Origin of the sequence: Amygdalobacter indicium, assembly GCF_029101545.1 — a bacterium.
Lineage (GTDB): Bacteria > Bacillota > Clostridia > Saccharofermentanales > Fastidiosipilaceae > Amygdalobacter > Amygdalobacter indicium.
Window position 1 is genome coordinate 1,310,768 of record NZ_CP118866.1, and the last position, 21,074, is coordinate 1,331,841.

The 21,074-nt window shown below is 42.6% G+C and carries 17 protein-coding genes; 4 read left to right on the forward strand and 13 right to left on the reverse strand.

Annotation, left to right across the window (positions count from 1 at the left end; all coding sequences use genetic code 11):
* Positions 1–43: 43 nt before the first annotated feature.
* From PYS60_RS05525 to PYS60_RS05555, 7 genes are all read right to left on the reverse strand, one after another.
* The gene (locus PYS60_RS05525; RefSeq protein WP_315568322.1) at positions 44–1,426 is read right to left on the reverse strand and encodes a hypothetical protein; all 1,383 of its coding nucleotides are present in this window, start codon (positions 1,424–1,426) and stop codon (positions 44–46) included.
* A 311-nt stretch (positions 1,427–1,737) separates the two neighbouring features.
* The gene (locus PYS60_RS05530; RefSeq protein WP_315568323.1) at positions 1,738–2,604 is read right to left on the reverse strand and encodes a nucleotidyl transferase AbiEii/AbiGii toxin family protein; all 867 of its coding nucleotides are present in this window, start codon (positions 2,602–2,604) and stop codon (positions 1,738–1,740) included.
* Positions 2,604–3,197, reverse strand: a complete 594-nt coding sequence (locus PYS60_RS05535) for a type IV toxin-antitoxin system AbiEi family antitoxin domain-containing protein (RefSeq protein ID WP_315568324.1) — start codon at positions 3,195–3,197, stop codon at positions 2,604–2,606. The genes PYS60_RS05530 and PYS60_RS05535 overlap by 1 nt, the downstream gene beginning before the upstream one ends.
* A gap of 407 nt (positions 3,198–3,604) precedes the next feature.
* Positions 3,605–4,867: a GntP family permease gene (locus PYS60_RS05540; RefSeq protein WP_315568326.1), complete on the reverse strand. Its 1,263-nt coding sequence runs from the start codon at positions 4,865–4,867 to the stop codon at positions 3,605–3,607.
* 8 nt (positions 4,868–4,875) lie between these two features.
* Complete coding sequence (locus tag PYS60_RS05545) at positions 4,876–6,012, reverse strand: glycerate kinase (protein WP_315568327.1); 1,137 nt, start codon at positions 6,010–6,012, stop codon at positions 4,876–4,878.
* A 291-nt stretch (positions 6,013–6,303) separates the two neighbouring features.
* The gene (locus PYS60_RS05550; protein ID WP_315568329.1) at positions 6,304–10,689 is read right to left on the reverse strand and encodes a G5 domain-containing protein; all 4,386 of its coding nucleotides are present in this window, start codon (positions 10,687–10,689) and stop codon (positions 6,304–6,306) included.
* A gap of 344 nt (positions 10,690–11,033) precedes the next feature.
* Complete coding sequence (locus tag PYS60_RS05555) at positions 11,034–11,276, reverse strand: type II toxin-antitoxin system Phd/YefM family antitoxin (protein ID WP_315568330.1); 243 nt, start codon at positions 11,274–11,276, stop codon at positions 11,034–11,036.
* Between the two features lie 253 nt (positions 11,277–11,529).
* On the opposite strand from PYS60_RS05555, the gene PYS60_RS05560 reads away from it, so the two are divergent.
* Positions 11,530–12,255, forward strand: a complete 726-nt coding sequence (locus PYS60_RS05560; RefSeq protein ID WP_315568332.1) for a MerR family transcriptional regulator — start codon at positions 11,530–11,532, stop codon at positions 12,253–12,255.
* 470 nt (positions 12,256–12,725) lie between these two features.
* On the opposite strand, the gene PYS60_RS05565 is transcribed toward PYS60_RS05560, so the two are convergent.
* Positions 12,726–13,112, reverse strand: a complete 387-nt coding sequence (locus tag PYS60_RS05565; RefSeq protein WP_315568333.1) for a heavy metal-binding domain-containing protein — start codon at positions 13,110–13,112, stop codon at positions 12,726–12,728.
* Positions 13,113–13,783: 671 nt separating this feature from the next.
* Between PYS60_RS05565 and PYS60_RS05570 the strand changes: the two genes are divergently transcribed.
* The gene (locus PYS60_RS05570; protein WP_315568334.1) at positions 13,784–14,416 is read left to right on the forward strand and encodes a helix-turn-helix domain-containing protein; all 633 of its coding nucleotides are present in this window, start codon (positions 13,784–13,786) and stop codon (positions 14,414–14,416) included.
* Positions 14,417–14,723: 307 nt separating this feature from the next.
* Here the strand turns inward: PYS60_RS05570 and PYS60_RS05575 are convergent, their stop codons facing one another.
* From PYS60_RS05575 to PYS60_RS05585, 3 genes are all read right to left on the reverse strand, one after another.
* A complete protein-coding gene (locus PYS60_RS05575; protein ID WP_035512692.1) occupies positions 14,724–15,050 on the reverse strand; it encodes a type II toxin-antitoxin system RelE/ParE family toxin in 327 nt (108 codons plus the stop codon).
* The gene (locus tag PYS60_RS05580; RefSeq protein ID WP_315568336.1) at positions 15,047–15,352 is read right to left on the reverse strand and encodes a type II toxin-antitoxin system RelB/DinJ family antitoxin; all 306 of its coding nucleotides are present in this window, start codon (positions 15,350–15,352) and stop codon (positions 15,047–15,049) included. Before PYS60_RS05580 ends, PYS60_RS05575 begins: the two co-directional genes overlap by 4 nt.
* A 311-nt stretch (positions 15,353–15,663) precedes the next feature.
* The gene (locus tag PYS60_RS05585; RefSeq protein WP_315570856.1) at positions 15,664–15,921 is read right to left on the reverse strand and encodes a type II toxin-antitoxin system RelB/DinJ family antitoxin; all 258 of its coding nucleotides are present in this window, start codon (positions 15,919–15,921) and stop codon (positions 15,664–15,666) included.
* Positions 15,922–16,096: 175 nt separating this feature from the next.
* On the opposite strand from PYS60_RS05585, the gene PYS60_RS05590 reads away from it, so the two are divergent.
* Together PYS60_RS05590 and PYS60_RS05595 are read left to right on the forward strand one after the other, a co-directional pair.
* Positions 16,097–17,311, forward strand: a complete 1,215-nt coding sequence (locus PYS60_RS05590; protein ID WP_315568338.1) for an ATP-binding protein — start codon at positions 16,097–16,099, stop codon at positions 17,309–17,311.
* A gap of 298 nt (positions 17,312–17,609) precedes the next feature.
* Positions 17,610–18,728 (forward strand): CdaR family transcriptional regulator, encoded by a 1,119-nt coding sequence (locus PYS60_RS05595; protein WP_315568340.1) that lies wholly within the window; start codon positions 17,610–17,612, stop codon positions 18,726–18,728.
* A gap of 288 nt (positions 18,729–19,016) precedes the next feature.
* On the opposite strand, the gene PYS60_RS05600 is transcribed toward PYS60_RS05595, so the two are convergent.
* The gene (locus PYS60_RS05600; protein ID WP_315568341.1) at positions 19,017–19,913 is read right to left on the reverse strand and encodes a DMT family transporter; all 897 of its coding nucleotides are present in this window, start codon (positions 19,911–19,913) and stop codon (positions 19,017–19,019) included.
* A 188-nt stretch (positions 19,914–20,101) separates the two neighbouring features.
* Complete coding sequence (locus PYS60_RS05605) at positions 20,102–20,725, reverse strand: NUDIX hydrolase N-terminal domain-containing protein (protein ID WP_315568343.1); 624 nt, start codon at positions 20,723–20,725, stop codon at positions 20,102–20,104.
* Positions 20,726–21,074: the final 349 nt, after the last annotated feature.

Sequence of the window (21,074 nt, forward strand, 5' to 3'; positions counted from 1 at the left end):
TCACAATTTACTGCCTGTAGAGCGACGCGTTCACTTTTTTCGCCTATTTTTTCCTTCGAGCTACAAGTCCGGCAAATAAAATAGTCAGACCGTTGAGTATACCGGGGATTTGCCTCAATTCACCTGTTTTGACTACACGATGTTTCGGCGTCGGTTCTGTTACTGTAGTCGTTACTGTAGGCGCAGGCGAAGTTTCAGTCTGCTTTGGGGTCGGTACAGGATTGGGTGTCGGGGTTGGTGTCGGGTTCGGCTCGGGATTAGGTCCGGGGTTTGGTCCGGGATTGGGTTCAGCATCCGGGCATAAAGTTATAACGGCGGCCGCCTGATCACAAGCATCTTCATCAACACCGTTCAATTTATAAGACATTGCCGGATTCTTTTTAAGTTGGAAGGTTTCTATGTACCAATCGAAAAAGGATTTAGCATAAGGTTTTTGCTTGGCGTCAACATCGGCGCCTATAAGTGTCTTGGAATTAATTTCTTTAGTTACAGCACATTGGGCACAACCTGTAAGTCCATCTTTTGTGTTTTGGGCTAATAACGCTCGGTTAATTGCTGCATCACTGAGTGAATATTTGGGTAAAGCTCCTCTTACCGCTTCGGAATAATCTGTTAACATTTGCGAATCATTGTAGCCGCCTTCCGAATGGTCGATGGAAACTGCATTAGTTACTCTGATAGGCAGGACGGTAAGTTCAGACTCGGTTTTGACGTCACCTTCCAATTTCAATGTAAATACACCATCTTCATTTATTGTAAAACTGTACTCGTCATACAGTTCGTGATTGGTCATATTATTGCTTATATCACTGTAGTAAAGGTAGGAAACTTGCCCCTCTTCCGTATTTACATAAGAAGAGCTTTTGAAAACACCCAAATTAGGATTTTGTAAGTTGGAACTCAATTGTCCGCCGTAAGCAGGCGGGTTTGCCTTATCCCCTTGAGTATAAACAATCTTGCCTGCAGCATCGACAAAATTTCCTGCAGCATCAATTTTAAGTTCAACTATATTAAGTTCTTTATTCACAGCCTGTACCGGAACTTCCGGTGCAGCTGTCATGCTTACATTTGCAGGGGAATTTTGTAATATTTGCTCGTATTTTTCCCGATCGGGGACGCTTACTAAAGTCAGCTTAACATTTTGCAGTACTTTAGGGACAAAAATTACCGTTTTTTGGATATTTACGCCTTCGCTGCTTAAAAGTTTACTGCTCTGTATTGTGTAAGAAAGATGGGCTATATCACCGATTTTTTTCACGCAAGTAGTGCCGGCATTGCAATTAACTGCGCCATTAGTTACTGATACGATTCCACCGCCGCCGATAGCCGCTCCGGTTGTTTGCTTGTTAAGGCAAGTTACAGATAACAATGATAATGTTATTGCCGCTGCAACTAAGATGTTCCTTAAGTGTTGTGCTTTTTTCATAAGTACCTACTTTCAGTTACGCGCCGGAATTCGGTTTTGTCGGCCGTTAAATATTAACATTCTAACATATCAAATTCTTTTTTGCTGCTTCCTGCCGGGGCGCGCAACACATGGTCTTTTTTCCTGTTAACGACGACGCGTTCACAATTTATGACATGTAGAGCGACGCGTTCACTTTTTTTCCTTGAGTATGACGACGCATTCACAAATTTCTACCTGAGCTAAAGTATAAAAGGCATCCGAAGATGAAAAGGGATTTGTGTCTTTTGATATTGTACTTATACTAGTCTTTTCTTGTTTTTGTATCTGCTTTATTTTTCTAAAACAGACGGTTTTTCAACATTTAATTTAGCTTTTACAGATAATTCCCTAACAGACCGCATAATATCATTCCACGTGTATGTACCGGCATATCTAAATTTTTTCTGATAGGTATTCCACATTTTTTTCATATCATCACTGTATTTCACCGCTTTTAATACATTCTCCGCATTTTCTAAAAGGTTTAAGCTTCCTCGTTTCTTGGCGGTTCTTTCTAACGCCAGCCCTAATGTATCATCATCTATTCTTTGTGATTGTAAAAGCAAATTAATATCATAGAAATCTCTCATTCTGGTATTGGTTATAGATCTCGAAATTACAGTTTCCAATTTTTCTGCTAAAACAGTTTCAACAGGATAAGTCATAATCGGAATTGTTCGGTCTTCAAACATCAGCTTATAGGAATACGATATTTCTCTTGGGGTAATCACATCTCCTGTAGAAATATCAATTTTTAAAGGAATAACCGCTCCATCTAAAACCGCATCCATGCTAAAGCGTATTCCTGAATATTCTGCTTCATCCATAATCTCCGATACTTTCTTGATTCTGAATTTCAAATTATCCTCTAAGTCTATGTTTGAAATTTCTGTAATCATACGCTCCATCTCAGTTGCTGTTACAGAAACGCCTTTGATAGTCGTATCAATATCCATCGTAGCTCTTGCCTCTATTCCCACAAAAGCTGATACCAACATTCCTCCCTTTAGGATAAAACTACTATTATATTTGGACTTAGATACTCTCTCCAAGAAACGCTCCATCATATGCTTTCTAATCAACACATAGGGCTCTATCCCTACTTCTTTTGACAGGTTTCGTATTAAATCTTTTAATTGCATTGATGAATGAATCATTATAGTAACACTTCCAAATACTTGCTTAATAAATGGTTGACACGAAGTTTTTGTGCATATTCCATAAGAAGGTGCAAATTCTTATCCTTACGCTTAATATAGCGTTTCATCGCATCTCGAAAAACTTGAATTTCAATTTGCGAACGGCTACGAATCAGATCACAAACAGTACGCTCGGGATTGTAGATTAAAATTTCATTTCCAAAAGGTGTTTTTATTTTCACTGTCCCAAGTTCAAAAAATTCTTTTTTGATAGAATATATTTTAAGTCCCGCTTCTCTTAAGTTAGTAGCATTATATCCACTTTTTACCGTAACGGTGTATTGTAACGGCTCTTGATCTGTCATATCAAGTAAAAACAAGGCTGTATCGTGAGAAAAGATGATTTTAGGGCAACGAAGCTGCAACAAATACATTTCATCTTTCCACACATCTGAAGAACAGTAAACTCCCTGTGAGGTACGCTCATAATTATATTCCTCCACAAATTTTGCCAAAGTTGTTTTAGAAATACCTTTACTGACAACTTCTGATGTTCTTAAAACTCCATTGTTTGCAGTTGAAATTTCCATAATCTGTTCTAATCGGTTCATTGCATTAAATTGTTTCCTTCCACGCTCTTATCATACGTTATATAAGCGCAAAAGTAAATAATTATAATATATAAATTTTACAGTGGGGCGCGCAACACATGGTCTTTTTTCCTGTTAACGACGACGCGTTCACAATTTATGACATGTAGAGCGACGCGTTCACTTTTTTTCCTTGAGTGCGACGACGCGTTCACAATTTACTGCCTGTAGAGCGACGCGTTCACTTTTTTGCTGGGGCATGAAAAAGCGGCATAAACTACATTGGTAGCTTACACCGCCTTTTGTCGGGATTAGCAGCGAAGAATCGGGCTCAAGTCGAAGCTCCGGGAATTCTTCGCAAATTCTCCGCGACGCCTCCGCAAATTCTCCGAGACTTCTCCGCAAATTCTCTGCAAATCCGCAGGGAATTAAACAAGATAAATAATTGTAGCCACAACGGTTGAAACCAAACCGATCAGAGCCTCATAAGGGATGAGCTGCAATCTTTGCTTAATCGACATTTTCACCGAGCCGCCTGTAGCGTGGAAGAAAGAGCCGTGCGGCAGAGAATCCAGGACCGTAGCGCCGGCGTGCAACATAGCTGCGGCATTAAGGGGAGTAACATTCGCAGCTGTCAGAGCTTGTGCAAAGGTACGACCGGCAATAGTGGAACCGGCGGTGGTTGAAGCGGTGGCGGCTGCCATCAGGATACCGGAAACAGGGGCCAAAACGAAAGCCGGCAGATGCAGCAAACCGATTAAATTGATCATATCAGCTTGCAAATTGGAGTGAGAAATTATGCCGGCAATTGTACCGGTACCGATTAACAAAGCACAAACGCCGATGACTTTGCTGAAACCGTATTGAGAATAAGCAGCTACATGCTTAAATTCTTTGGTCACCAACAGGCAGACGAAGCCGCCGACAGGTAAAGCAATCAACGGGTCGACCACCACGTTGAACAACGGGCGCAAGGCAAGAAGCACAATAACTACAACCGGACCGATAATAGATTGCAAGAACGACGGCAACTTTTTGTCGGCATTCATTTCCAAGTCTTCTTCGGTCACATAATCGTGGAATTTATTTTTAATAGCGTTGGTTAATAAAGCGACGAAAATCAAGGCGCAAATTGCCGGGATAATGTTGACGGCCATCAAGCTGTTCAAGCTTAAATGGAAGGCTTCACTTGTAGCAATGGTGTTGGGGTTCGGGCTGATAATGTTACCGGCTTTGCCGCCGCCGATCATCGCCAACAAAATTGCCGACTTGCTCAGGTTCGCTTTTTTCGCTACGGCCAAGGCTACCGGGGCTGTTGTGATGACGGCAATATCAATGAAGACACCGACTGCACAAATAATCATGGTTGAAATGGCGATTGCCGGCAAGGCGTTTTTGCTGCCCAATTTTTTGACAATCGTGTCGGCAATTTTGGCTGCCGCACCGGTTTTGACCAGACAGCCTGCCAGAATACCGCTGGCCATAATTCTTAAGACGGCGCTCATCATTGTCGCCGATCCGTTAATCATCGCCGATACTGTCTGTACCAAGCTGCCGCCGCCTATTAGTCCGCCGACTAAGGCACCGATGACTAAGGAATATGTAGCATGATAATTTTTGACAATTAAGACTATCGCTACTACCAATCCGATAACTGCACCTAAGGTGCTGAACATCGCTGAGTTATCCATAATAACTACTACCTCCACAAATTAATTAAATTTATTACTTGACTGACAGCTCTACTTAAATTGGCTTTGGCTTTTTCTTCCGACAAAGCTTCTTCTAAAGTTGTTAATTGGTCAAGTATCGGGAAAAAGGCGTCTATTCCGGCCTGATTGACACTAACGGCGTCATTGTCCACCACTCCGGCAAAAGCAATTACCTTTTTTCCATATTTTTTGGCAAATTTCGCTACACCTACAGGCGTCTTGCCCATGGCTGTCTGGAAGTCCATTTTGCCTTCGCCTGTGATGACCAGATCAGCCTGCTCGATATAATTTTTCGCCTGAATCAGTTGCAGTATCAGTTCTATGCCCGATTGTAAATTACCGTGCAGATAATTTTTGAAAGCATAGCCGAGGCCGCCGGCTGCTCCGACACCCGGATAAATGTTGTCGGCGCTCGGGATGACGGTTTGGGTTACTTGGTGGTAATGCAGCAGGTTACGTTCGATGATTTCCACTTCTTCCGCACTTGCGCCCTTTTGCGGGGCAAAGACACGGGCTGAGCCGCGTTCGCCGTTCAAAGGGTTGTCAACGTCGCAGGCTATGTCGAAGGTGCATTGGGCCAAGCGCTCATCTGCCTTGCTGATGTCGATGCTGACCAGTTGGCTTAAGCCGGAGTTGCCGGCCGGGATTTCCTTTTGTTGATAATTCAGGAATCGATAGCCTAAAGCCTGCAGCATGCCCACGCCGCCGTCATTGGTGGCTGAACCGCCGATGCCGATTATGAAATGGCGGATGCCTTTGTTCAAAGCGTCAATAATCATCTCGCCCACGCCGTAGGTGGAAGCCTTCAACGGTGCCAAACGGTTTTGGATCAACGTAATGCCCGAAGCCTGACTCATTTCCATAATGGCGCTCTTTCCGTCCGGCGCAATGACATAAGTAGCTTGCGTTTTTTCAAATAGGGGGTTATTCACAGTTACCTGCACACTTTGATGATTCGGGAAAGATTGAAAAGCGAATACCGTTCCTTCTCCACCGTCTGCTACCGGCAAAACTGTAATTTCATCGGCAGGGTTGATTTTTTTTATTGCCTCTTTGACCGTGCAACCGGCGGTATAAGAGGAGATGCTGCCTTTGAAAGAATCCATCATAATTAAAACATTCATTTTATCGCCTCAGATTTTTTAATTTATCTTTAGTATAGGTGCGGCGCCTGAAATGTTACAATGTGTTTTGAAACAAATTATTTGTCTCTCGGCGTTATTAAATTGGTCTATATGCCAACGGAAAGTCAAAGGGTTAAACGGTAGCGTGACGGGGATTCAAACCGGGGCGCAAGGTTGGCTCAAAGTGTGCTTGGCAGATCAGGACCGCAAGTTCGGCTGATTTCATGTAAAAAAGCCGCCGATTCAATTCGGCGGCTTGCTGCGCTGAGTTTCAACGGTCAAAGGACCGGATCACTTGTCTTCTTTCTTTTTCTTGTGTAAGCCTGTGACAAAGCCGGCAATTGCCAGGCCGATGCCTGCCAACATGTTGGCAAATGAGGGTGTTTCGCCTGTCTTTGCTACTATATGTCCCCCGGCTCTGCCTGACTTTTCACTTGTAGTCGATTCACTCGGCTCGTTTGTCGCTGTCGGCGCGGGCGAAGTTTCTTCCCAAACAGTCGGCGTCGGTGTAGACGGTTGAGGCTGCGGTGTCGGCGGCGTTACGGGGTTCTTCGTATAAACCGCATACACAGTCAAATCATTGTTTACAACAGTATCAGCGTTAAACGCTGTACCGGTGCCATCCTGCTTAGTATTCCACTCTTTAAAAGTAAAACCTTCTTCAACAGGAGCAGCAGGCATGGAAGCAGCCGCTACTTTCTTACCCGTTTCTACTTTAACCGTAGATAACAGGCTTCCATCTTTCTTATTAAATGTAACTGTTTTTTGATTCTGTGCCGGCGGCTCAGGTGCAGGCGGAGTCACAGTATTTTTCGTATAAATCGCATACACGGTCAAATCATTATCTACAGGCGTTGTACCGGTAAATGGTGTACCTTGACCATTCTTTTGCGTATTCCACTCTTTGAAAGTAAAACCGTCTTTCGTCGGATTTTCCGGCATAGATTGGTCGGTAAAACCGTCAGTTGCAATCGCTTTACCCTTTTCAACCTTAACGCTCGTAATCTGACTGTCATCGCTATTCTTGAAAGTTACCGTCTTTTGTAACTGATCAGCCGGTGTCACATTTCCCCAAGGCATCGAGGTGTGCTTTTTCGGATTGGTTAATTTTCCTGTATTCGGATCGACATCGTACGTAGTAGTAATGGTCTTATCGCCCTCATGCGTAACCTGCTTGTTACCGACGCGCACCACATGGTCTGTCGGATCGACCTTTTTTTCTTGAGTGCTTTCAACGTCTGCGCTAAGACCGGTAGCTTTATCTACTTTATACGTGGTTATAACCGTCTTGGAACCGTCCTTACCGGCAGTTTTGTCTTCTTTTGCTTCATAAGCAAGCGTGTCATCCGCAACATAGGTAGTCTTAAATTTAATAACCTCAGTTTCGGTTTTCACGTTACCGACTTTGATGACTTTGTCTTTAGCGGGCGTTGTTGTTTTGCTTTCGCTGGACTGAACAGTATTCGTCAATCCTGTATTCTCATCAACTTTATAAATTGTAGTTGTGGTTTTAGTTCCCTTGGCGCCTTCGGTCGGCTGCTCTTTCTTATAATCGAGGGTACCGTCGGCCTGATAGCTTACGCCCGGTTGAATCTCCTCAGTCTCAACTTTCTTATTGCCGACTTTGGTTACACCGTTTACGGCTGCCTTAATTTCGACTTGCGGTTCACCTTCGACCCATTTGCCGTTTTCCACTTTACCTGTCGGAGTTGTTATCTTCTCCCCGTCTTTAGGGTCACTTTCTTTCTGTGTTTGGCCGTAAGGCAGTGATTCATCGGCTACATAAGTCATTTTAGCCTTTAAAACTTCAGAGACTGCTGCTCCGCCTGCAATATCGGTCCACGGACGCGAGGTTTCCACCGTCGGATCACTTAAAGTGCCGTCATTCGGGTTGACTTTGTAAGTCTTAGTCGTGGTTGAACCGTCGTTGTTTTTGATAACTTCTTTGTTGCCGACTTGTATAACTTCATTAACCGGTTCCGTGCACAAGCCTTTTTTCGCCTCAACTTCCGACGTTAAGCCGGTTTTAGCGTCTACCTTGTAAGTCAAAGTAACTTCTTCTTTGCCGTTTTGTCCGGCTGTTTTTGTTTGCTGTTTTTGGTAAGTAAGATCCGGATTTCCCTCGTAAGTTTTCTTGCAAGGAATGTCGCTTGTCTTTTTCTCAACGTTACCGATTTTGATAACTTTGTCCTTGGCCTTGACAGTATTTACAGTCGGCGTGCCTTCAACTTCATCTGTAAGTCCGGTGTCCGGATTAACCTTGTAGATAGTTGTCGTAGTTTGGGTGCCCTTGGTGCCTTCTGTCGTCTGCTCCTGCTTGTAAGCGAGCGAGCTGTCGGCTTGATAGATTACACCAGGCTGAATATCCTCAGTCTTAACTTCCTTATTGCCGACTTTAGTTACACCGTTTACAGCTGCCTTAATTTCGACTTTCGGGTCACCTTCGACCCATTTGCCGTTTTCCACCTTACCTGTCGGAGTAGTGATCTTCTCCCCATCTTTAGGGTCACTTACTTTCTGAGTTTGGCCATAAGGCAGTGATTCATCGGCAACATAAGTCATTTTAGCCTTTAAAACTTCAGAGACTGACGCGCCACCTGCGATATTGGTCCACGGGCGTGCCGTTACTACTGTCGGATCACTTAAAGTACCGTCGTCGGGGTTAACTTTGTAAGTCTTAGTCGTGGTTGAGCCGTCGTTGTTTTGAATAACTTCTTTGTTACCGACTTGTACAACCTCATTAACAGGCTTGGTGCACGAACCCTTTTTCGCTTCAACTTCCTGAGTTAAGCCGGTCTTAGCGTCTACCTTGTAAGTTAAGGTAACTTCTTCTTTACCGTTTTTACCGGCAGTTTTAGTTTTCTGTTCTTTGTAGGTAAGAGCCTCATTCCCCTCATAAGTTTTCTTGCAAGGAATGTCGCTTGTCTTTTTCTCAACATTGCCGACTTTGATGACTTTGTCTTTAGCGGGCGTTGTTGTTTTGCTTTCGCTTGACTGAACAGTATTCGTCAGTCCCGTATTCTCATCAACTTTATAAATTGTAGTTGTAGTTTTAGTTCCCTTGGTGCCTTCTGTCGGCTGCTCTTTCTTATAATCGAGGGTGCCGTCGGCCTCATACTTGGTATCGGGCTGAATTTCCTCGGTTTTAACTTCCTTATTGCCTACGCGGGCTTTACCATCCACAGCCTTCGTTATTTCTTTTTCTGATGTGGCATCAGGATCCCAAGCGCCGTCCTTCATTGCGCCGGTTATGACTTGTTTTTTACCGTCTTGAGGTTGAGTATCATATTCAACTTTCTTGTATTCCAATTTTGGATCAGCGGTGTACGTTGTCTTAGCTTTTGTTACTTCTTCTTTTACAAGACCAAGGTAGTAATCCTGGAAAAGTTCAATCGGTGACTTAGCGTCCTTAAGGTCGTGAACCGGCACAGGAATTACATTCTCAGGTAATTTAAGGCTAGGATTTTGGTCGCGCAAGTCCTTTACAGCCTGTTTAATAGCATCGTCAATCTGCGGTCTGACGACTTGCATAGGGTCGTTGGAAGCGGCCTTGCTTGCATCGGGTTTGCCATCTGCGTCGATGCGGGAATCGTAAACAGCCGGAAGCTCAAGCTCTGCCGACTTTTCGGTACCGTTCACTTTGTATATGACTTTGACTTTTTTGTAGAACTTGTACTTCTCAGTCTTATTCTTTTCAAGAATCGTCGGGTTGTCGGTAATGAGCAAGTGCCAGCTAGGGCCGGTGTATGCAGAACCGTTCCAGTGCGTAAGAATAGAGCTTGTGCTATTAATCAATTTTTGAATCGGATTGCTCGACCCATTCGGATCCGCAACCGTCCAATTATTGGCCACCAGCACGCCGCGGAAAGAATTGAACATGTTGGTAACATCAGCTGCATTCTTAAAGTTTTTATTGCTGAAATCCAGGATAAAGTTATCGTTGCCGACGCCCGAGAACATCAAATTAAGCTTATCGGTATTGGATACGTTCCAGCGCGAAAGATCAATCTTGCCTTCAAGCTGACTGGCCAGATTAAACATCTTTTCCATACTTTCAATCTTCGACGTATCCCAGTTCTCTATGCCCTTAATATAGTGCAGATGATCGGCAGCCTTATTATAATTTTGCATAAAGAATTTGGCCAAATCCTTGGCAAATTTAATGCTCAAATTATCCGTAATATTAATGGTTTTGACGTGGGCTTGGTAAAACAAAGTATCGTTGGCAGAGGCATTGGTAGAACCGTAAATATACACTCGCTTATCGAAGCGTACCGGCACATCACCACTGGTGTCATCAAAGATAAGTACGTTTCTTATTGCTTCAAAATCGTCTTTTTTGTTAGCGATCGAATAGGAAATAACGCCCTCGTTCGCCCCGTTCTTAGGCCGAATAACGAATTCATGCTTTGCTTGATCAAAATAGGCCTCGCAGCCTGCCATCTGCTCTGCTTCTTCTTTGGTTAAGCTTGTGCGCACCGGCGGAAGTTCGCCTGCCTGAGCATTGTTGGCGCTTACAGCTTGTGCACCTGCAACACCTGCAGTACTGCTTGCATAGGCAACTTGAGGAAGGGCGTTTACACTTACACCGACAGAAGTTGCACAGATACCGACGCTTATAATTACCGGTAAAACTGCTTTTGCTTTCTTCTTACTTCGTTTCATAATTGCTCCCATAAAACAAAATATAAAAATAAAGGAGAATGCCGCCGGAGGGTAATTAAAATCCGATTACGGCATTACAACCCCGAAATTTCCCGCCAAGCGAGAAACCTATAATTTTCTTTATACAACAGTAAATGCACAGTAGGATAACATCATTGTGTCTTTTTTCTTCTTTGTTCTTTAATATTTTGTGTATTGTTAATTTTTTCAGGCGTGGGCAGGAAGCTGTAAAGGTCATTTTCATCTGCCTTGCCTGATGTAACTTGAGTTTTTAGTGCAGAATCTACCTGAAGAAGCACCGCTAGTTTCAATAAGAGTTTAGTGAAGTTTAATCACCGGTTCTCGTGTTAGATGCTTCATTTAGCTAATTCCTCATAGACTTTTTTGTTCTTTTTGATGAACATGGCGGATAAAGCCATGACCTCATCATCAGCTGGAGCAGAAACCTCTTCGGCTTTAGGGAACTCTAAAATCACATAGCGCGGAGAGTTGTTTTTTAGTATTACAGCTGAGCCGTATTTATCGACAAGACGAGCAACCTTTGAGAAGTTTTGATTGGCTTCAGAAATTGAAATCAGCGTATCTGTATTTACATTCATAACGATAGCCTCCTTTTAAGAGGATTATACCCTATATTTTAGGATGAATCAATCCTAAGCATTTCAAATCTACGTCATAACTATTAACTCAGAAAAGATGTGACAGGTGTCAATCGGAAGTCATGGTTTGCCGATTGAGGCTGTATAAATACAACAGTCTTAGATTGAGCATTAGACGGCAACGCTAGCAAAAAATACTTGACTATGACGTTGCGTAATACTTTATTCTAGTGATAAGGAAGGAGGTGAGATAGTGAAAACAGTGAATGAAGTCAGCAAGATGGCAGGAATTAGTATTCGTACTCTTCAGTATTACGACAAAATCGGTGTGTTAAAACCGTCCGCTTATTCGGAGTCAGGATATAGGTTGTATGGTGATGAGGATCTAAAGGTACTACAATCCATTTTGCTGTTTAAAGCTTTGGAATTTCCGCTCAAAGAAATTAAAGAAATAATAACCAGTGAGCATTTCGACAAAGATTTAGCGCTGGAACAACAAATCAAATTATTAATCCTGAAAAAAGAGCATTTGGAAAATTTAATTCTTTTTGCAAAGGGATTAAAAGCATTAGGAGGTAACTATATGAACTTTACAGCATTTGACACAAGCAAAATTGATGAGTATGCCAAACAGGCAAAAGAGTATTGGGGAGATACACCGGAATTCAAGGAATTTGAAGCTCAAGGACAAAGGAGAAACAGCGAGGAAACAAAAATGCTCCATCACCAACTCATGCTGATTTTTGCAGAATTTGGCAAGGTAAAATCACAACCCAGCGATTCAGTTGAAGTTCAGGCTTTGGTAAAGAAACTGCAGGACTTTATTACAGCTAATTTCTATAAGTGTTCGAATGAGATTTTAGCCGGACTTGGCAAGATGTATGCTTCCGGTGGTGATTTTACGAAAAATATAGATGCGTTTGCAGGCGAAGGGACATCAGTATTTGTCAAAAAGGCAATCGAATATTATTGCAAGTAAGTTTTATAATCGACTTATTGATTAAAAACACCTAATTAACTAATGTAGTGCTCCCAAAAGTTGGACCAAAAATCTAACTTTTGGGGATCATTACAAAAAGGTGCTTTAATTTTCTACCAGAATAAAAAATTGTTTTGTAGAAAATAGATTCTCAAACTTTTTAATGATAGCTTTTTCTATCGTTAAAAAGTGCACCCAATATCTATAGTGTGCACTCAAAAAAATGTAGTTATACTCGGAGTTCTTTCAATCCACGTGGAGACAGTCTGTTTGATGTCAAGAAAAGATAAATAAGTGCCAGAAAACGGCTTCCTTATATGGAAACATCAATTGACAAATCAGAGCTGTATTCAGAGAATGTGCAGCTTATTGCTAGGGATGGAAAAATTTATTATTTGCCAGAAACAGAAGCAGAATAAAGCAAAAGAACCCTCCCAGCCATCATGGTCAGGAGAGTTTCAATATACTAATTATTTTAATTTTACGGCTGTCCCATACATCTGAAGATAGAAATATGCAAATCCATTTGTATCCATATCTATATCTTGCCTCATAGCAATAATAGCATCAGCCCCAACCATTTCGGCTCTTTTCTTTAATTCCTCTGTTGCAATAAAAAAGGCACTTTCAAAATCTGACTGACCAACAGACCATTCACCATATAGGAATCCCCAGTCGGCTCTATCTGCTGACATTGTTCCTTTATTTTTCATGTGTTTGATTTCACTAACGTATTTTTTCCTTAAATTGCTTAACGCACTTCCGAATAGTCCTTTGTTAGACACCTGAAAGTACACAGGGCCAAGAATTTCATAATCCTGTTTTAAGTCACCTGTTGTGACGATTACATTGCTCATTACGACACCTCCATAAAAAGATGCATCAATTATATATACATATATATATAACGTCAATAAGGAGTTGGAAATCAGGGAGAAATATAGCATTTTTTACAAAAGAAACCTCCCGGCCATCATAGTCAGGAGTGTTTCGTGCATCTATGGAGTTATGCATCAACATTGATGCTGACACCGGATTTCAGTTCAAGCATAAAGAAAAAGTGGACCAGTTACCATATACAGTCGAGGTCTAGTCTGCGATATGGATAACCACATATGAGAAAATAATTCTACTACAGAAATGAGTTGATATGTTTCCGTAGACAAATGGGCTATCGCGGAATATCCCGATTATGCTGTTATCAATCAGGGCATTTCGAGCCACGTGGAGAGTGTCGTATTGATGACAAAGGCTGATTAGCAGCTGTTGTTGCGCGCTTGGATTTTGTACGTTCTCTGTTGGTTTTGTATAAATTTCTTTTGAACCAGCTATTTTCACATAATTACGTGTGCGTGTGCCAAGAAAATGCCATGTTACGATTCGTAACGCTTGTGTTCTCGTTCGTTCCTTTTCTATTCATATGTTGCTCGTTAGCATGTAATTACGCAGTGCGATTATTAATTGCATTACGAGCAAAACAAATAATCGTTAAGAACGAAAACTCATAGCCAATGAAAGGAGTTATACGATGTTGTTAGGAGAAAAAATTAGAAATGCGCGCGTGGAAGCGGGTTTAACTCAGGAAGAACTTGCTGAAATGATTATGGTTTCGCGTGCTGCGATAGCGAAGTGGGAAGGCGGTCGCGGTCTGCCGGATGTTGCAAATTTGAAGGTGATTGCGGATGCGCTGGGTGTTACTGTCGACTATTTGTTGGATAAAGACAATGCTATTGATTTGTCAATCATTAAGAAGCCTATTGATTTAGCGAAGTATGGTCTTAATGCAAAATTGGGTGTTCGTAAAAAAATCAAGATGAAGGACCAAATTATTCGCGATGAATATCCGGACGCTGAAATTATTATGCTCACGGTGACGAAGTTTATTCCAAATTCGTCTGAAAAGTTTATGGATAATTTTATCGGGTTTATTACTACTTTGTTCGGTGATATTCCTTTGTTTGATACGTTTGCATTCGGTAAAGCGGTAGAGAGTATTGGCAGTGAACAGTATTACTTGGTGAATAAAAAAGAGAAGCAATTTTTTGTGCTGATAACGGATGAGCATATTATTAGCAGAATGATGCGAGTAAAGTTCACTGATAAGAAGATGTGTATTGGGGATAAGGAATTTACGCAAGTTGGTAAGTTGCGTGATAAGTAAGAACCGGTAGTTTGCCGGGAATTGGTCAGAAGAATGTGGTTTTCGGTTTTGATTTCCGCATTCTCCTGATTTTTATTTTCCGGGTTTTGTACATGCTTTTAGTGTTTTTACATGGCAGTTGATCATAAGAAATGAAATTCGATTTTTACACACATATAAAAATGCATTTTCTTTGCATCCGGCCAGTCTACTGAAATTTTTTGACGTATGCGTCAAAAAATTTCATTGGCACCAAACCATGATTTTGACCATATAAAACGTTACATTGGGCGTTTAGAAAGATATGTCACATATTGTCGAATTTCCATTATTTGTTGTTGATAATATTTTCGATGTTTCTGCCTGCATAAAAGATACGAACAACCGTCACGCTACATTTATCCTCATCTACGAGGTAAAAAGCTGTGTAGTTATCTATGGGAACCCTGCGTATTCCCATAGAATGCCATGGCTCCCACTCTACAAGCGGATGGCGCATAGGCATAGTGTTAAGAGAACGGATAGTTTTTCTAATGCGACTCACCTGTTTTTCAGCTGTTTTAGGAACTTGCAAAGTAAAGCGGATATACTCGTATAATTCGCTAAGATCAAGGAACGCTTGCGGAGAATAGATTATGTTATAAGTTGTACTCATGCACCATATTCCTTTGCAAAGAACTGATCTACTTCATCTGCACTATAAGATTTGCCGGATCTTAGAGAGTCTAAGCCTTTCTGCAATTCCTTATCCAACTCATCTCTTGTTAAGTTGCCTAAAGCAGTAGGTTTATTTACCGGCAGGCGAAGTTCAAAGGGCATGCCTTTTTGTAAAACGATTTGACTATAAAGCATTTGAATCGCAGAAGACGGTGTTATGCCAAGCCGGTTCAAAATGTTTTCAGCATTTTCTTTAAGTGTGGTGTCGATTCGTGCATATACAACATTGGTATTTGCCATGATATTCACACTCCTTTCTGTCTTCATTTTACAAGTGATAGCAAGCAATTGCAAGCCGACGAAAGCAATATATTTATTTCAGCGAGATAATCCATCTCAAACCTTTTAATGCTAGCTTTTCTATCGTTAAAAAGCGCACCCAGTATCCATAGTGTGCACTCAAAAAAGTGTAGCTATACTAGGAGTTCTCTCAATCCACATAGAGAGTGTCGTATTGATGTCAAAGGTGGATTAGGTGGATGTATTTTAAGCTTCCGACTTTGCTACATATTAAATAAATCAGGAAGTTGCTTGAAGTTTAAGCATATAACCTAATCCTCGGCATTGAGGGCTTTGAGCAGCTCATCTGTAGTGTTATAGGATGTTGCTTGAATTTTACCTGACATGATATCGCGTGCTTCTTGCATCGCGGCCAGTGTTTCAGCATTAAACTTCGGAACTTCTACTTTAAAAGGAAGACCGCCGTGTAAAATGCACTGGCGTAAGAAGATGTTTACGGCACTTGACATATCGATGCCGAGTTCGCTAAACAGTTCATTTGCTTCTGCTTTGATACAGTTGGTATACATTGTCAAGCAACAAAATTTGGCAAGTTCCTCATAGACTTTTTTGTTCTTTTTGATGAACATGTCGGATAAAGCTGTCATTTCATCAGTTATAACTTATAAATCATAGTTTTCAATATTAAATATCACTTATAAGTGTGATAAACTGTGATTAGTTAAGAAATGAGGGTGAAGTTTTATGATTAAGCGCGAACTGTATATGAGTCGTATTCGTCCATTTATTGGAACTGATTTGATTAAGGTTATGACCGGTATCCGCCGATGCGGAAAGTCGGTTATGCTGAAACTGATTCAGCAGGAGCTTACAGAAACCGGTATTAGTTCGACGCAGTTTATTTCAATCAACTTTGAAGATATGTGCTATTCCCATCTTCTAAGCGCTCAGGCATTGAATGACGAGATTGTCAAACGGGCAAAAGAGATTGGCGGCAAGGTTTATCTTTTTTTCGATGAGATTCAGGAGGTTAAAGACTGGGAAAAGTGCATCAATTCTCTACGTGTTTCTCTGGATTGTGATATTTACATTACCGGATCGAATGCAAAGTTGCTATCCGGCAAGCTTGCGACTTATTTGGGCGGTAGATATGTGGAGTTTGTGCTATATCCTTTCTCCTTCGGGGAGTTTATAGAGCTGTATCGCTCGGTCAAGCCCGATGCGTCAAATCAGCAGTGTTTTCAAGAATACTTGCTTGCCGGCGGCATGCCTTATCTTGCAAATCTACATTATGCAGATGCGCCGTCTAAGCAGTATCTTCATGATTTGTTTAATTCGGTTCAGCTTAAGGATATTGTGAAACGTAATAAAATTCGTGATGTTGATTTGCTTGAACGAATCATTGCTTACGTGATTGCTAATGTTGGAACGACTTTTTCTGCAACGTCTCTTGCCAAGTTTTTGAAAAACGAGCATCGGACTGTCGCTCCGGAAACAATCCTGAATTATATAAAATACTGCTGCGACGCGTACTTATTCTATCAGGTGAAAAGAGAGGATTTGCAAGGCAAGCAAGTGCTTTCTTCTAATGAAAAATATTATATTGCTGATCATGGTATCCGCGAGGCTATCTTCGGCGGCAATATGCGAGATATTAATCTCATTTTGGAGAATATCGTATATTTGGAATTGCTTCGCCGTGGTTATGAAGTGACTGTTGGCAGAATGGGTGACAAGGAAATTGATTTTGTATGCAGCCGGCGCGGTGAAAAGTTGTATGTTCAGGTCACTTATTTGCTGGCTTCAGAGGAAACGGTGAGCCGCGAGTTTGGAGTGTATGACGCTATTCGCGATAATTTCCCGAAATATGTTGTTTCTCTCGATGAGTTTGATATGAGCCGAAATGGCATTAATCACAGAAACATTCGTGATTTTCTTTTATCTGATAAGTGGAAATGAAAAAGTCCGGTTCCGGTTGTGGATATCGGTTAGTCGTTGATTTCCCTTTTAACCATACGCTATACGCTTCCTTAAAGTCTTCCATAACAGCCGGTGTTTCAGCATTAAACTTCGGGACTTCTACTTTAAAAGGAGCGCCGCCGAAAAGAGTACACAGACTCGAAGCTGCCGGACCGGCGTCCTTTACCGCAATTGACCTGCTCCCTTTGCCAACTCACCCCTATGCATATTGAACTAATTACAAAAACGACGCACCGTCAGCAAAGAACATGTTACAATGAAACGCAGGGACAGAATTATGAAAATAAGTAAACACACAGCACAATTAATCGTTGACGAATTACGGGAAGTAATCAACGAACATATCAATTTTATCAGCACAGACGGAATCATCATCTATTCCACCGATACCAAGCGCATCGCCACCTTCCATCAGGCGGGCCTGCTCTGCGTCAAAGAAAACCGCACCGTCGCCGTCACGAATGATGACGAATACGCCGGCTCCAAAAAAGGAATCAACATGCCTTTGACTTTTAACGGCGAAATCATCGCGGCCATCGGCATAACGGGAGAAATTACCGTAGTCAACAAATACGGCGCCATCATCAAAAAAATGACCGAAATCCTGCTGAAAGAAACTTATGCCCAAAAAATTCTGAAGCAAAAGCGGGAACGCGTGAAATATTACCTGGAAAATCTAATCAGCAAAAATGAACACGATTTGGCCGACGGCACCCGCCTCCCGGGGCAAACACTCCCCGAAGGCAATCCTTCCATCTACGACAAATTCATCTGTATCGGCAAAATCGGCAGCGGCGACATCGCAATCGAACAAATTGACAAGCTCTATGAAATCTTGGAGAACAACTTGGAAGCAAGCTGCCTTTTTTCCGTCTTCTTCAACGAAATAATTATTTACAGCTATCAGAATACTTCCGCAACTTTATCGGCACTTTTAAATAGCTGTTGTGCGGAAATTGCGGACAAAATCGGCTACGATTTCAGTTTCGGCGTCAGCGAAAAATTCAGCGACCTGCAAGCAGCCGGCAGGATGTACAAGGAAGCTGAGATTGCCTGGCGCTGGGGGCATTTGGCGCAATTGGACAGCAATATTTTCCATTATCGGCATTTTGATATTGAGCTGTTGTTAAGTTCCGTGCCGGAGGAGACTTTGAAGCAGTACAAAAAAATTATTCTCGGCCGCCTGGCTGATAAGTCGGAATACGATTTCTACGCTAATTTGTTGAAAATTTATGTGCAATGCAACTGTTCCCTCTCTGCTTGCGCCGAAAAGCTCTTTATTCACAAAAACACGGTGCAGTATCGTTTGACCAAGTTGCATCAGCTGACGGGCTTCAATCCGCAAAATATCATGGATTTGATTAAGCTCTATCTGGCTTTCGCTATTAATATTTGAACAAGCACATCGCCGCTCATGCACGGCACTGCACGCGGCACCCGGATTTTGCCTTTTTTAGAGGCGCTTTTTTTGGAGGGCTGCTTTGGGTGGACGCCTTGTTGGGCAGTTTGGGGAGGCGCTTTTGGAGAGGCCGCTTGTGGAGCGTCTTTGGGGTGACTTTTCGGGGCGCCTTTAGGAGCCGTCCGGGGGTGCTTGGGGCCGCCTTGAGGAGCTTGCCTTGAGGAGCCCGCCTTTTAAGCACTTTTATTAAACGCTTTTATCAGGCGCCCTTCTTAGGCATCCTCCTTAGACGCTTTTCTTAGGCGACTGCGCAATTTTTCCTTCCCAATAGCATTTCAAAACCGCCGTCAAAATAATAATCACATAACCGATTAAACTGTACGTATCCGGAATTTCCTGCAGAAAAATGAAGCCCAACAAAGCCGCGAAAATCACCTGACTGTAATCGAAAACGGAAATCTCTTTCGCCGGCGCATATGTATAAGCCTTAGTCACAAAGACTTGACCGATAACCGCACAAAAGCCGGCCAGCAGCAAATTTGCCGTCTGCGGCCAAGTCATCGGCTGATAATGACAAATAACAGCCGGAGAAATTGCCAGAACCGAGAACAAAGAAAAGCTGAAAATAATCAACGGGCCCGGCACGCCGCCGACGCCCAACTTGCGCACCAAAGTATAAGCGGAACCTGCGCAGAAACCACCGAACAGTCCTACCATCGCCGGCAAACTCACAAGCCCGGCTGACGGCTTAACCACAAAAACGGCTCCGAGCAAAGCCACAAAAATACTCAGCACGGCAATTTTATTCGGCTTTTCGTGCAACCAGATTACCGACATCAGAATGGCGAAAAAAGGCGACATTTTCTGCAAAATGCTGGCATCACCCAAGTACAGGTTCTGAATAGCCCAGAAATTCGCAACAAAACCGATGGTGCCGAAAGTACAGCGCCAGAACATCGTCCAACGATTTTTCGGTGCCAAATAAAACTTTTCCCGGCTCCTAAGCAGCAGCAAAAAGGAAACTATCATCGTGATTAAGTTCCGAAATACCGCTTTTTGCAGTACCGGTACGTCCCCTGCCTGTTTGACAAAAAATGCCATGGTCGCAAAGCCGAAAGCGGATATTATGATTGCTGCTATGCCTTTGCTGTAAGATTTGGTTAAATTATTTTTCTCCTGCATAAATTTCTCGCATTCTCTCGTTGTCTTCTAATTATAGTTGTTTTCTCGCAAGCGTGCCGAACTTTTGCTAAACCTTCCGTCATATTTTGTGAGGAAAACAGGTTTTTCCGCAAACGCGGCTGAACTTTGAGTGGTTGGGCACGGCGGCGGGACGGAGCGGAAGCGCAGGAATGAGCGGAGTTTATCTGCTATTCGAAGCGAGTTTGCCAATTTTTGTCAGCTTGCGCCTCGAAACACAATTTAATTTGCTCAACGCACGTTTTGTTTACGCTTAAAGGCGGCAAGTTATCGAGGCTGAAATAATCGGTGGCGATTGTCTCGCTGTTAGCTTGGAAATGGCCTCCCGTTTTGTGGCAGAGAAAGAAAACTTTCAGCACGCCGTAAGGGAATATTTTGCTGCTGTGCTTTTGTAAGTCCTGCAAAGCTATTACTTTTTCTACCGTCACATCTATTCCCGCTTCTTCTTTGGCCTCTTTGATGCAATTTTCCATTGTGGACAATTCCGCTTCGCACCAGCCTCCCGGCAAAGCCCAACGGCCGTCACTTTCCTGTACCAGCAGGATTTTATCGGCTTGGAAAACTGCCGCTCTGGTGTCAATTTTCGGGGTTTGGTAGCCTGTTTCGTTGCAAAAAAGGTCTTTGACTTTGGCTAATGGCAAATCGCTCTTGTAGGCCATCATGTCTGCTGCAATGTCTCTAATTTCCTGATAGCGTTCCAATTCGAATTTTTCTTTGCTGTATGTTAAGCCGGCCTGGGCCAAGCTTTGCAATCTGCGTGCCCAATTAATTACTATATCTTCCGATTTACTCATTTGTTGTCCTCTCAGCGGCGCGTCTCTTTTTGGGGGCAGATAGCGCTTGGGGGCCGAGGCTCCGGGGCCGGGTTTGAACAGCGCTCATAGGGTGGACCTGTGCTGTGCAGGCGGTGCTATTTGCGTTGGGAGAACTCGATAACATTCGTACAAACTTAGAAGTGTTCGTGCCCGGCAGCGCTCTTCCGGCGCCTCGCATCCTTTTAAGAAACTCGCTTTTGCCGCTTCTTTCTTCAAAAACATATTCTGGCACTTTGCTGCTGTTTAAGCAAGAGAGTTGTATTAGTTTGCTATTAATCTGTGATAATTTCACCCCCGCGTATGCGGGAAACACGTATAAAATATACTC